Origin of the sequence: Rhizobium leguminosarum, assembly GCF_004123835.1 — a bacterium.
GTDB lineage: Bacteria > Pseudomonadota > Alphaproteobacteria > Rhizobiales > Rhizobiaceae > Rhizobium > Rhizobium leguminosarum_M.
On record NZ_MZMU01000012.1, the window covers coordinates 802,283 to 815,323 of the forward strand.

Below are 13,041 nucleotides of genomic sequence, written 5' to 3' on the forward strand. Positions count from 1 at the left end.
CTCATGAATATGAATGCAAGCGTCTCCATCAAGGATCTGTCCCTGAACTTCGGTGCGGTCAGCGTGCTGAAGGATCTCAATCTCGACATCAACGACGGCGAATTCCTGGTGCTGCTCGGCTCGTCCGGCTGCGGCAAGTCGACCTTGCTGAATTGCATCGCCGGCCTGCTCGACGCCTCGGAAGGGCAGATCTTCATCAAGGGCAAGAACGTTACCTGGGAAGAGCCGAAGGACCGCGGCATCGGCATGGTGTTCCAGTCTTATGCGCTCTATCCGCAGATGACCGTCGAGAAGAACCTGTCCTTCGGTCTTCGCGTCGCCAAGGTGCCGCAGGCCGAGATCGACAAGCGGGTGGCGCGTGCCTCCGAAATCCTGCAGATCCAGCCGCTGCTGAAGCGCAAGCCGGCCGAGCTCTCCGGCGGCCAGCGCCAGCGCGTGGCGATCGGCCGGGCACTGGTGCGCGATGTCGACGTCTTCCTGTTCGATGAGCCGCTGTCCAACCTCGACGCCAAACTCCGCTCGGAGCTGCGCGTTGAGATCAAGCGCCTGCACCAGTCGCTGAAGAACACGATGATCTACGTCACCCACGACCAGATCGAGGCGCTGACGCTTGCCGACCGCATCGCCATCATGAAGAGCGGCATCATCCAGCAGCTCGACGATCCGACGACGATCTACAACAGGCCGCGCAATCTCTTCGTTGCCGGCTTCATCGGCTCGCCGTCGATGAATTTCCTGCACGGCGAGCTGGTCAAATCAGGCGACGACATTGCCTTTTTGGCCAACGGCGTCATTTTCTCGCTCGCTGCCTACGACGCTAGCGAGACGCTGCAGCCCGGCCGCAAAGTGGTGCTCGGCGTTCGTCCAGAACACATCAAGGTCAACGAGAATACCGGCGGCGAAGAACATGACGCCACCGTCGATATCGAGGAGCCGATGGGCGCGGACAATCTGCTGTGGCTGAAACATGCCGGTCACACGATGTCGGTACGTGTCAACGGCGCACGCCGCTTCAACGTCGGAGCCAAGGTGAAGCTCAGCTTCGACATGACGGTCGCCTCGGTCTTCGATGCCGAGAGCGAGTTGCGTCTTTAAGAGGTTCTGTGGGTAGGGGCCACTGGCCAGGGACGAGTTTGGCGAGAAGGCTAACTCCGCCCTCCGTCATCCTCGGGCTTGACCCGAGGATCTATGGCCGCTGCTGTTAGTGGATGCGGTGTAGATCCTCGGGTCAAGCCCAGGATGACGGAGGATGGGGTGGGCAGAAGGAGACCAAGGTGTTGAGCGCAAGCGAAGGGTAACATGAAGGGCGTGCCGTGCGGCCCCCTCATCCGACCCTTCGGGCCACCTTCTCCCCGCTGGGGAGAAGAGAGGGAGCCAAGCCGGCCCCTCACGAAACGACAGCTACCGGACGACGACCATGCGCCGTCTCTTTCAAAAACGTAAATCGGAAACGATATCGTGACGCATCGATCAATTACTCCCAATATCGACCTTTCCGGTTCGTGGCAGCTTGCCTCCGTCGACGGTGAGATCCGCACCGCGATCATCTTGCCGGGCGACGTGCACACCGCGCTCCACCGCGCAAGCCTGATCCCAGATCCTTATTTCGGCCGCAACGAGGAAAAGGTGCAGTGGGTCGCCGAGCGCGAATGGGCGGTCGAGCGCAGCTTCACGCTTCAAGAGGTCGAGGGCGACTGGTATCTCGATATCGATTATCTCGACACGGTTGCCAGCGTCCACGTCAACGGCTTTCTGGCGCTCGAAGCCGACAACAGCTTCCGCCGCTACCGGCCCGATGTCTCCAGCATGCTGAAATCAGGCGACAACAGCATTCGCATCGTCTTTGCCTCCAACATCGCTATTGCTGCTGCGCGACAGAAGCAGCAGCCCTTCTACATTCCCTACAGCACGGGCAACTCGCCGATCCCCGACGGCAACATGCTGCGCAAGCCGCAATGCCATTTCGGCTGGGACTGGAACATTGCCATTGCGCCGCTCGGCCTCTACGGGACGATCGCGCTGAAAAAGCTCGAAACCGCGCGCATCGAACACGTCGTCACCCGCCAGACCCACAATAACGACGGCTCGGTCGATCTCAAAGTGACGGCGACGCTGTTTTCCAAGGGGCCAGACATTGCCCAGGTCTATTTCGACCTCGACGGCGAGCGCGTGCGCCTGGATGTCGGCGTCAACGGCGAGACCCATGTCAACCACCTCTTCCATATCGACAATCCGCGCCTCTGGTGGCCTTCCGGCAGCGGCGAGCAGGCGCTCTACAGGCTTTCCGTCGAATTGCCGACGGATGAGGTGACCAAGCAGATCGGTCTTCGCACCGTCGAGCTGATCACCACGCCGGATGCGGCCGGCAGCCGCTTTGCCTTCAAGGTCAACGGCCGTGAGATCTTCTGCCGCGGCGCCAACTGGATCCCGGCCGACGCGCTGTTTTCGCTGTCTTCGCCTGCAAAGACCGAAGATTTGCTGCAATCGGCGAAAGCCGCCAACATGAACATGATCCGTGTCTGGGGCGGCGGCTTCTATGAGCAGGATCATTTCTACGATCTCTGCGACCGGCTGGGCCTCATGGTCTGGCAGGACTTCATGTTCGCCTGCAACCTCTATCCCTCGACCGAGGACTTTCTCGACAATGTGACGATCGAGGTCGACTACCAGGTGCGCCGGCTCTCCTCGCATCCCTCGATCGTGCTCTGGTGCGGCGACAATGAGCTGGTCGGAGCGCTCACCTGGTTCGAGGAATCGCGGAAGGACCGCGACCGCTATCTCGTCTCCTATGATCGCCTCAACCGCACGATCGAGCAGGCAGTGAAAAAGGCGTTGCCCGGCGCGCTCTGGTGGCCGTCGAGCCCGGCTTCCGGTTATCTCGATTTCGGCGATGCCTGGCATGCGGACGGGTCCGGCGACATGCATTACTGGTCGGTCTGGCACGAGAACAAGTCGTTCGACAATTACCGCTCGGTGCGTCCACGCTTCTGTTCGGAATTCGGCTTCCAGTCCTATACGTCGCTGCCTGTAATCAAGACCTATGCCGAGGCGAAAGACATGAACGTCGCTTCCCCGGTCATGGAGCTGCACCAGAAGAATGCCGGCGGCAACGAGCGCATCGCCGGCACGATGTTCCGTTATTTCCGATTCCCCAAGGATTTTCCGAACTTCGTCTATCTCTCCCAGATCCAGCAGGGGTTGGCGATCAAGACGGCGGTGGAATACTGGCGGTCGCTCAAACCCCATTGCATGGGCACGATCTACTGGCAGCTCAACGACACCTGGCCGGTCGCCTCCTGGTCGAGCCTCGACTATGGCGGCCGCTGGAAGGCGATGCATTATCTCGTCAAGCGCTTCTTCCAGCCGGTCGCGGTCGCTGCCATTCCTTCCGACGACGGAAAGACGGTCCGCTTCTCGCTGGTCAACGACACGCTTGCCGATGTCAGCGTCGACCTTTCGATCTCGCTGCTGACGACGAAGGGCGAACGCCGGCACCTGAGAGACGTACAGGCCATATGTTCGCCGGATGCGGCCGTGACTGCCACGAGCATCGACGTTTCCGATATTCCCGAGGGAACGTTGCTTGCCTGGCGCTTCACCGCGTCGAACGGCACCGGCGGCGAGGGGCACCATGTCAACGGTACCTACAAGGCGCTGGAGCTGGAACCCGCAGGGCTGACAGTCACCCACGAATATGTCGAGGAGAATGGCTCCGTCGACATCAACGTCACCGCGAAGGGACTTGCGCTTTTCGTGATGATCGAGACCGAGACCGACGGCAAATATTCCGACAACGCCTTCGATCTTGCGGCCGGCGAGAGCCGCCGCATCACCTTTACCCCGGCACGGCCGCTTGATCGTGGCGCGCTTCCGGAGTTCCGGTTCTACGACCTGTATTCCTGCCAGTCGGCGGATTGATCTTGCAAGAATGGGCACGAGGCCCAAGGAGAACATGATGACGAAACTTAGCTACCAGCTCTATAGCGCCCGCAACTTCCAGCCCTATTCGGCGATCTTCGAAAAGCTCGGCAAGGCTGGCTATGCCGAAGTCGAGGGCTTCGGCGGCATCTATGCCGATCTCGATGATGCCGGGCTGAAGAGTCTTCGCGCCGATCTCGACAAGAACGGCCTGGTCATGGCGACCGGCCATTTCAGCCCCGATTTCCTGGAGAAGGAAGTCGAGAAGTCGCTGAACATTGCCAAGATCCTCGGCATGGATTCGATCTATGCGCCGCATCTCGCCGCCGACGAACGCCCGTCCGACGCCGCCGGCTGGGTCGCCTTCGGCAAGCGCCTGCAGGAGATCAGCAAGCCCTACAAGGCTGCCGGCTACGAATTCGGCTGGCACAATCACGATTTCGAATTCTTCAAGCTGCAGGATGGTTCGCGGCCGATCGAGCGTATCTTCGAGGGCGCGCCGGACATTTCCTGGGAGGCCGATATCGCCTGGGTAATCCGTGGCGGCGCCGATCCCTTCGCCTGGATCGAGAAGCTTGGATCCCGTATCAACGCCGTGCATGTCAAGGACATCGCACCGGCCGGCGAAGCGACGGATGAGAGCGGCTGGGCCGATGTCGGCCACGGCAAGGTCGAGTGGGCCAGGCTGATGACGGCGTTGCGCGCCACCAAGGCCAAGCACTATGTCGTCGAACACGATAACCCGAATGACATCGACCGCAATATCAGCCGCTCGATCGCATCCTTCCAGACCTACTGAGGCTTCATCATGACCAGGGAACTTGGCGTCGGCATCATCGGATGCGGCAACATCTCCACCACCTACTTCTCACTGGCACCGCTCTTCAAGGGGCTGAAAGTGCTGGCCTGCGCCGACATCAACGCGCAGGCGGCCGAGGCGCGCGCCAAGGAATATGGCGTCAAAGCGCAGACGATCGACGAGCTTCTCGCCAATGACGAGATCGACGTCGTCGTCAACCTGACGATCCCGGATGCGCATTTCCGCGTGTCGAAGGCGATCCTCGAGGCCGGAAAACACGTCTATTCGGAAAAGCCTCTGGTGCTTTCGCTCGAAGAGGGCGAGGAACTCCGCCGCATCGCCAAGGAAAAGAACCTTGCAGTCGGCTGTGCGCCCGACACCTTCCTCGGTGGCGCCCATCAGCTCGCCCGCAAGTTCATCGATGACGGCGGCATCGGCCGGGTGACTTCGGGCGCCTGCTATGTGATGAGCCCCGGCATGGAGATGTGGCATCCGAACCCGGATTTCTTCTTCCTGCCGGGCGGCGGCCCGATCCTCGATCTCGGCCCTTATTACATCGCCAACCTGATCAACCTGATCGGCCCGGTCAAACGTGTCGGCGGCATGACCTCGATGGCGTCGCCGACACGCACCATCACCAGCCAGCCACGCAACGGCGAGATCATCCCGGTCAAGACGCCGACGACGATCCAGGCGCTGCTCGAATTCGTCAACGGTGCCACCGTGACGCTGACGGCGAGCTGGGACGTGTGGTCGCACCGCCATGCCAATATGGAGCTCTACGGCACCGACGGTTCGCTCTATGTGCCGGATCCGAATTTCTTCGGCGGCACCGTCGAGGCAAGCGGCCGCGACAAGGATATAAAGCCGCTCGAGGCCTGGGAGCATCCCTTCGGCAAGATCAATCAGGAAAGCCCGAACGGCTCGCGCGCCAATTACCGCACCGCCGGGCTTGCCGACATGGCGATGTCGCTGATCGAGGGCCGCGATGCGCGCTGCTCGCTCGACCGGACGCTGCACGGCGTCGACGTCATGACCTCGATCCTGAAATCGGGCCAAGAGGGCCGTTTCATCGACCTGACCACGACCTGCACGCAACCGGCCGCCCTTGGCATCGAAGAAGCGCAGGCGCTGTTGAAGTAGAGAGAACGCGCGCCTTGTCCTGCGGCTGTCCGGTTCGCGCCGGTGGCTGCCCCTCACCCTAACCCTCTCCCCGTAAAAACGGGGAGAGGGGACGTGCCAAATGCGGCGTTGAGGTTGAGGTTGAGGTTGAGGAAGGCGGTGCGGATGTCCCTTCGCCCCGTTTACGGGGAGAAGGTGGCGGCAGCCGGATGAGGGGCAGGTGTCGGCAATCTCTTGGGCCGATAATGTCGCATGACGACCATATAGCTATTTTATCAAGGAGACATTCAGATGAGCTGGCAACCGGCCGCAGACCGTTATTCGAAAATGAAATATAACCGCACGGGCCGTTCCGGCCTGAAGCTGCCGGCCGTCTCGCTCGGCCTCTGGCACAATTTCGGCGGCGACACGCCGCATGACCGCAAAATCGATATGTGCCGCACGGCCTTCGACCTCGGCATAACCCATTTCGACCTGGCCAACAATTACGGCCCGCCTCCCGGCAGCGCCGAGACCGCCTTCGGCGAAATCATGCGCACCGAATTCGTCGGGCTTCGCGACGAGCTGATCATCTCGTCGAAGGCCGGCTATGACATGTGGCCGGGTCCCTATGGCGAATGGGGCAGCCGCAAATACCTGATTGCCTCCTGCGACCAGAGCCTGAAGCGCATGGGCCTCGGCTACGTCGATATCTTCTATTCACACCGTTTCGACCCGGAAACACCGCTGGAAGAGACCTGCGGCGCGCTCGACCATATCGTCCGTTCCGGCCGGGCGCTCTATGTCGGTATTTCCTCCTATAATTCGCAGCGCTCGCGTGAAGCCGCAAAGATCCTCAAGGATCTCGGCACGCCGTGCCTGATTCACCAGCCGAGCTATTCGATGCTCAACCGCTGGGTCGAGGACGACCGGCTGCTCGATACGCTGGATGAGGTCGGCATGGGCTCGATCGTCTTCTCGCCGCTCGCCCAGGGCATGCTGACGACGAAATATCTCGGCGGCATTCCCGAAGACAGCCGCGCGGCGCAGAACCACTTTCTCAAGCGCGACTACATCCGCCCTTCGATCATCGACAATATCCGCAAGCTCAACGAGATCGCCGAAAGGCGCGGCCAGACGCTGGCGCAGATGGCGATCGCCTGGGTGTTGCGCGGCGGCCGTGTGACCTCGGCGCTGATCGGCGCCAGCCGCTCGTCGCAGATCGTCGATTGCGTCAAGGCGCTCGACAATCTCGAATTCAGCGTCGAGGAACTCGCCGAGATCGACGTCTATGCCCGCGAAGCCGACATCAACCTCTGGGCCAAGTCCGCCGAGCGCGAATAGTCACGTCAGGCCCGGAAGCAAGTCTTCCGGGCCTCTTTCTGCTATAATCTGATGTACGTACAGCAAAAAGCACCGCCGGTCGGAGGAGTCCCTGTCATGATCCGCAATCCCATTCTGCCCGGGTTCAACCCCGATCCGTCGATCTGCCGCGTCGGCGCGGATTATTACATCGCCACCTCCACTTTCGAATGGTATCCCGGCGTGCAGATCCACCATTCGCGCGACCTGGTGAACTGGACGCTGGTGCGCCGGCCGCTTGAGCGGAAATCGCAGCTCGACATGCGCGGCAATCCTGACAGCTGTGGCATCTGGGCGCCGTGTCTTTCCTACGCCAACGGCCAATTCTGGCTGGTCTATACCGACGTCAAGCGCTTCGACGGCAGTTTCAAGGACGCGCCGAACTATATCGTCACAGCGCCTTCGATCGAGGCCGAATGGTCCGAGCCGATCTACGTCAATTCCTCCGGCTTCGACCCCTCGCTCTTCCACGATGATGACGGCCGCAAGTGGTTCGTCAACATGCAGTGGAACCACCGCACCGAAAGCTATGGCGGCTCGCCGAAATCGCCGGCCTTCGACGGCATCCTGCTGCAGGAATGGGACCCGGCGGCAAGGGCGCTGAAGGGGCCGATCAAGAACATCTTCGCCGGCAGCCCGCTCGGCCTCGTCGAAGGCCCGCATCTCTTCAAACGCAATGGCTGGTATTATCTGACCACCGCCGAGGGCGGCACCGGCTACGACCATGCCGTCACCATGGCGCGGTCGCGAAGGATCGAGGGACCCTATGAGATGCATCCGAACATGCATCTCATCACCTCCAAAGATCATCCGGGCGCGGTATTGCAGCGGGCAGGGCACGGTCAATATGTCGAGACGCCCGAGGGCGAAGCCTATCACACCCATCTTTGCGGCCGTCCGCTGCCGCCGAAGCGGCGCTGCACGCTGGGGCGCGAGACATCCTTGCAGAAATGCGTCTGGCGTGACGACGACTGGCTCTATCTCGAAAACGGCACCACCGTGCCCGATGTCGATGTGCCGGGCCTCTCCGGCGCGGTGCCTGCGGAAAAGCCGATGCGCAGCGAATACAACTTCGACGGTGGCACATTGCCTGCCGATTTCCAGTGGCTGCGCACGCCCGAGCCCGAGCGCATCTTCAACCTGACGGATCGTCCCGGCCATCTGCGTCTGATTGCGCGCGAAAGCATCGGCTCCTGGTTTGAACAGTCGCTGGTCGCCCGCCGCCAGGAACACCACAGTTTCCGCGCCGAAACCGTGATCGAGTTCTCGCCCGACACCTATCAGCAGGTGGCGGGCCTGACGCACTATTACAACCGCCACAAGTTTCACGCGGTCGCCGTAACGCTGCACGAAACACTCGGCCGCTGCGTGACAATCCTCTCCTGCAACGGCGATTACCCGAACGGACGCCTCAGCTTTCCCGCCGAAAGCGGCGTTGCGATTGCCGCCGAGGGCCGCGTCCAACTCGCCATGGAAATCCGCGAGAACGACTTGCAATTCTTCTGGCAGACCGAAGGCAAGGGCGCCTGGCAGCCGATCGGCCCGGTCCTCGACGCCGGGGTGATTTCCGACGAAGGCGGACGCGGCGAACACGGCTCCTTCACCGGCGCCTTCGCCGGCGTGTTTGCCTTCGATACATCAGGCCGGGCGAAGTCCGCGGATTTCGACTGGTTTGTTTATGACGAGTTGTGAGGGACGGGTGCCTGGTCACCCGCCCTCGTCCTTCGAGGCTCCGGCCTTTGGCCTATGCACCTCAGGATGAGGGCTAATCGCTGTGCGTTGCATCTGGCAGGCTGAAGTTTGCCGAGTGGCGACCTCTCTCCGACCTCATCCTGAGGTGCCCCGCAGGGGCCTCGAAGGGCGAGGGCGGCCACCGTGTTGGGATGTCCGTTCTGGCACTCCCAGCACACAAAAAGAAAGCCGGCGCAGGGCCGGCTAAGACGGAACGCGGCTGGACAGGGGATACTGGCCGGTTCCAAGCACTTCGTGACTGAACAATAACTTTGACTACATGCCGAGGCAGCGAAAAAGGGGCGTAACGAGAACGCCCGGAGACGGCTCCGCAAAGGGGTGGGCGGCGGGGCGGATGCCGGTGCTGGCCTCGGCTCCCTTATCGGGCATGAAGATCACCGGATGATGACATCTGAAACCGGCGCTGCCTTTCTTTTCGCCGGAGGGGCTGCTCGTTGTGAAAACCCGATGCCGGCTACTTCGCCCGCGTCAGCAGGTCAGCGGGCCAACTGTGTTAGCAGCGCGAATGCAGTGTTCACGGGCTTAAGGATGTTAAAGCGTTACAAAGGGACTATATAGCGGGCCGAAGTAACTTCCGAGAAGCCGCAAGAGTCCCGCATGGCCCCCATCATTTCCGTTCAGAACCTCACCAAGACCTACTCCAATGGGTTCGAGGCCCTGAAGGGCATCAATCTCGACGTCGAAAAGGGCGAGATCCTGGCGCTGCTCGGGCCGAACGGCGCGGGCAAGACGACGCTGATCTCGATCATCTGCGGCATCGCCAACCCGAGCGGCGGCCGGGTGCTGGTCGCCGGTCACGACGTCGTGAAGGATTTCCGCGCCACCCGCGGAATGATCGGGCTGGTGCCGCAGGAGCTCACCACCGATCAGTTCGAGACGGTGTTCAATACAGTGAGCTTTTCGCGCGGGCTGCACGGCAAGAAATCCAATCCTGCGCATATCGAGAAGGTGCTGCGCGCGCTCTCGCTCTGGGACAAGAAGGACAATATGCTGCGCCAGCTCTCCGGCGGGATGAAGCGACGGGTGCTGATCGCCAAGGCACTCTCGCATGAGCCGGATATCCTTTTCCTCGACGAGCCGACCGCCGGCGTCGATGTGACGCTGCGCAAGGACATGTGGCATGTCGTCGAAGAGCTTCGGGCCTCCGGCGTCACCATCATCCTGACCACCCATTATATTGAGGAGGCCGAGGAAATCGCCGACCGTGTCGGCGTCATCAACGGCGGCGAGTTGCTGCTCGTCGAGGACAAGGCAGCGCTGATGGCCAAGCTGGGCCGCAAGCAGCTCATCCTTGATCTCACCGAACCGCTCCGCCGGCTGCCGGATTGTTTTTCCGGCAACGGGCTGACGCTGGAGGCTGACGGCAACCGGCTGACTTATGATTTCGACGCTGGTAACGAGCAGGAAAGTATCGCGGCACTGCTGACCCGGCTCGGCGAGAACAATATCCATTTCAAGGATCTCTCGACGCGGCAAAGCTCGCTCGAAGACATCTTCGTGGCGCTGGTGGGAGCGGACAAATGAACGTCGAGGCCGTCAAATCGATCTATTTCTTCGAGATGGCGCGCACGCGCCGCACCCTGCTGCAGAGCGTCATCTCGCCTGTCATCTCGACATCGCTCTATTTCATCGTCTTTGGTGCTGCAGTCGGCTCGCGCATCCCGGAGGTGGAGGGCGTGTCCTATGGCGCCTTCATCACGCCCGGCCTGATCATGCTGACGCTGCTCGGCCAGTGCATCAGCAACGGCTCCTTCGGCATCTATTTCCCGAAATTCACCGGCACGATCTACGAGGTGCTTTCGGCGCCGGTTGCGATGACGGAGATCTTGCTCGGTTATGTCGGGGCGGCGGCGACCAAGGGGATGATCATTGGCTTCATCATCCTCCTGACCGCCAATCTCTTCGTTGACGTCAGGATCGAGCATCCCTTCATGATGATCCTGTTCTTCCTGCTGACGGCGATCACTTTCAGCCTGTTCGGCTTCATGATCGGCATCTGGGCCGGCAATTTCGAGCAGTTGAACCTCATTCCTATGCTGGTCGTGCCGCCGCTGACCTTTCTCGGCGGCAGCTTCTATTCGGTCAGCATGCTGCCGCCCTTCTGGCAGGCGGTCAGCCACCTCAACCCAGTGCTCTATCTCGTCAGCGGCTTCCGCTGGAGTTTTTACGGGATCGCCGACGTCAACCCGGCGATCAGCCTGGCGATGATCACGGTGTTCCTGGTGGTATGCCTGGGGACACTCGCCTGGGTCTTCAAGACCGGCTACCGGCTGCGGAACTGATCCGGCCCTGAAGAAGCGCCATCGGAAAACCCGATGACACCATCGGTTTCTTCCGTTTTTCTTCCGCTCTGATCCGAGGCATCTGCTGCATCAGCCGAGAAGGAGATGGCAGATGACAGATATCAGGATCGAAGGCGCGAAGATTGTGATTGCTGGCGGCAGTTCCGGAATGGGGCTGGCGCTGGCGAGGCGTTTGCTCGGGGAAGGGGCGGCGGTGACGATCGCAGGACGCAGCCAAGATAAGCTTACGGCGGCCCGCCGCGATCTCGGCGAGCATCCTGGATTGGCGACGGTTGCCGTCGATATATCGCGCGAGGAAGAGGTCGCGGCGCTGTTCCGCAATAGCGGGCCGGTCGATCACATCGTCAGCACGGCGGCCGATATCGAAGGCGCCTATCAGATGCTGCCTACGATCGAGCTTACGGCGGCGCAAAGGGTGGTCGAAAGCAAATTCTACGGGCCGCTGCTGCTGGCGAAATACGGGGCCGCCCATCTGCCGCCCTCAGGATCGATTACCTATACGTCAGGTGTCGCGGCCTACCGGCCGGCGGCGCGTGGATCGGTGGTCGCAGCCGTCAATGCGGCGCTCGAGGGCCTGGTCAGGGCGCTTGCTGTCGAACTGGCGCCGATCCGGATCAACGCAGTGTCGCCCGGATGGGTGGACACGCCGATCTGGAGCTTCGTCGCCGGCGATGCCAAGCAGGCGACACTTGATGCGATGGCGCAGCGCCTGCCGGCTGGACGCGTTGGACAGCCCGATGATATCGCCGATGCGATCCGCTTCTTGATCGGCAACGGATTCACGACAGGCACTATCCTGCATGTCGAAGGTGGACATCGGCTGGTCTGAACGGCGAGAATTCTTCGCTTGCCGATTGCAGCAGGTGGGTAAGCACCGGCGGCTGCACGCGCCTGCGCCGCCACATCATCACCAGCGAGGCTGCGGGTGGTTTGCCCGGCCACGGCAGTTCGACGATGTTGCCCCGCGTTGCGGCCGGGCCGACCGCAAGGCGCGGGACGAGGCCAAAGCCGGCGCCGGATGCAACGAGCCGGACGATCGTCGCGATGCTGTCGGCTTCCGTGACGATCGAAGGTGCTGCGATCTGCGCTTCGGCAAAAGCAGTGTCGAACAGGTGCCGATAAACGCAGCCGGTTTCGGTGGCGACGAAGGGCACGGTGCTCAGTGCCGCGAGGCTTGCGGGTGGCCGGGCTTGCGAATCGCCGCCGGCAATCAGCACCAGCGGTTCGCTGCAGATTCGGCGCGTCATGAAGCGTTCATCTTGCTGTCCGCGATCGAAGGTGAAGGCGACATCGATCGAGCCGTGCTGCAATTGCGCCAGCAATTCGCCGCTGTTACCGATCTTGATCTTGAGGCCGACGTCTGGATTCTTCTTGCGAAAGAGTGATAGCCAGGGCGCCAGCCGCTCGGCGGCGATGGTTTCGAGCGTACCCAAGGTGACGGACTGTTCGGCATTGCCGGCTGCAGCACTGATGGCTGCCTTCGCCTCCTCGTTCAGCGCCAGTATCTCTTCGGCATAGGCCTTGAGGACCGCGCCTGCGGGTGTCGCGACGACGCCCTGGCGCGAGCGGAGGAAGAGTTCTGCGCCCAGCTCCTCTTCTAGCGCCTGTATCTGGTCGCTGAGGCTCGACTGAGCGAGATTGACCTCGGCAGCGGCGCGCGTGAGGTTTTCGTGCCGGATCACTGCGAGGAATGTCTTCAATTGTCGTGGGTTCATATCGAGCTCCGGTATGGCGCGGAGGCGCCGTGACGCAGGATATCAACAAAGCGGAACGGGCTGCAACGCAGGAGCACGGGGCGGCGAACTG

Annotated in this window: 10 protein-coding genes; 9 read left to right on the top strand and 1 reads right to left on the bottom strand. The window is 61.6% G+C overall.

Going from position 1 to position 13,041, the window contains the following annotated elements; translation table 11 throughout:
- Positions 1 to 3 precede the first annotated feature (3 nt).
- The 9 genes from B5P46_RS20770 to B5P46_RS20810 all read left to right on the top strand — a co-directional run bounded on the left by B5P46_RS20770 (position 4) and on the right by B5P46_RS20810 (position 12,064).
- Entirely contained in the window at positions 4 to 1,095 is a 1,092-nt protein-coding gene (locus B5P46_RS20770) for an ABC transporter ATP-binding protein (protein ID WP_206735380.1), read from the top strand.
- Between the two features lie 363 nt (positions 1,096 to 1,458).
- Positions 1,459 to 3,918, top strand: a complete 2,460-nt coding sequence (locus B5P46_RS20775) for a beta-mannosidase (RefSeq protein WP_129420356.1) — start codon at positions 1,459 to 1,461, stop codon at positions 3,916 to 3,918.
- A 37-nt stretch (positions 3,919 to 3,955) separates the two neighbouring features.
- Positions 3,956 to 4,717 (top strand): sugar phosphate isomerase/epimerase family protein, encoded by a 762-nt coding sequence (locus B5P46_RS20780; RefSeq protein ID WP_129420547.1) that lies wholly within the window; start codon positions 3,956 to 3,958, stop codon positions 4,715 to 4,717.
- A 9-nt stretch (positions 4,718 to 4,726) separates the two neighbouring features.
- The gene (locus B5P46_RS20785) at positions 4,727 to 5,860 is read left to right on the top strand and encodes a Gfo/Idh/MocA family protein (RefSeq protein ID WP_129420357.1); all 1,134 of its coding nucleotides are present in this window, start codon (positions 4,727 to 4,729) and stop codon (positions 5,858 to 5,860) included.
- Positions 5,861 to 6,130: 270 nt separating this feature from the next.
- Positions 6,131 to 7,162: an L-glyceraldehyde 3-phosphate reductase gene (gene mgrA, locus B5P46_RS20790; protein ID WP_129420358.1), complete on the top strand. Its 1,032-nt coding sequence runs from the start codon at positions 6,131 to 6,133 to the stop codon at positions 7,160 to 7,162.
- 96 nt (positions 7,163 to 7,258) lie between these two features.
- Positions 7,259 to 8,872 (top strand): glycoside hydrolase family 43 protein, encoded by a 1,614-nt coding sequence (locus B5P46_RS20795; RefSeq protein ID WP_129420359.1) that lies wholly within the window; start codon positions 7,259 to 7,261, stop codon positions 8,870 to 8,872.
- A 657-nt stretch (positions 8,873 to 9,529) separates the two neighbouring features.
- Positions 9,530 to 10,456: an ABC transporter ATP-binding protein gene (locus B5P46_RS20800; protein ID WP_129420360.1), complete on the top strand. Its 927-nt coding sequence runs from the start codon at positions 9,530 to 9,532 to the stop codon at positions 10,454 to 10,456.
- Positions 10,453 to 11,214, top strand: a complete 762-nt coding sequence (locus B5P46_RS20805) for an ABC transporter permease (protein WP_129420361.1) — start codon at positions 10,453 to 10,455, stop codon at positions 11,212 to 11,214. Before B5P46_RS20800 ends, B5P46_RS20805 begins: the two co-directional genes overlap by 4 nt.
- Positions 11,215 to 11,326: 112 nt before the next feature.
- Entirely contained in the window at positions 11,327 to 12,064 is a 738-nt protein-coding gene (locus B5P46_RS20810; RefSeq protein ID WP_129420362.1) for an SDR family oxidoreductase, read from the top strand.
- Here B5P46_RS20810 and B5P46_RS20815 read toward each other — a convergent pair.
- Entirely contained in the window at positions 12,027 to 12,950 is a 924-nt protein-coding gene (locus B5P46_RS20815) for a LysR family transcriptional regulator (protein ID WP_129420363.1), read from the bottom strand. The genes B5P46_RS20810 and B5P46_RS20815 overlap by 38 nt on opposite strands.
- Positions 12,951 to 13,041 lie beyond the last annotated feature (91 nt).

Coding starts and splice junctions, on each gene's coding strand:
- B5P46_RS20770 (WP_206735380.1), top strand. CDS start 4: ATGAATATGAATGCAAGCGTCTCCATCAAGGATCTGTCCCTGAACTTC.
- B5P46_RS20780 (WP_129420547.1), top strand. CDS start 3,956: ATGACGAAACTTAGCTACCAGCTCTATAGCGCCCGCAACTTCCAGCCC.
- B5P46_RS20785 (WP_129420357.1), top strand. CDS start 4,727: ATGACCAGGGAACTTGGCGTCGGCATCATCGGATGCGGCAACATCTCC.
- mgrA (WP_129420358.1), top strand. CDS start 6,131: ATGAGCTGGCAACCGGCCGCAGACCGTTATTCGAAAATGAAATATAAC.
- B5P46_RS20795 (WP_129420359.1), top strand. CDS start 7,259: ATGATCCGCAATCCCATTCTGCCCGGGTTCAACCCCGATCCGTCGATC.
- B5P46_RS20800 (WP_129420360.1), top strand. CDS start 9,530: ATGGCCCCCATCATTTCCGTTCAGAACCTCACCAAGACCTACTCCAAT.
- B5P46_RS20805 (WP_129420361.1), top strand. CDS start 10,453: ATGAACGTCGAGGCCGTCAAATCGATCTATTTCTTCGAGATGGCGCGC.
- B5P46_RS20810 (WP_129420362.1), top strand. CDS start 11,327: ATGACAGATATCAGGATCGAAGGCGCGAAGATTGTGATTGCTGGCGGC.
- B5P46_RS20815 (WP_129420363.1), bottom strand. CDS start 12,950: ATGAACCCACGACAATTGAAGACATTCCTCGCAGTGATCCGGCACGAA.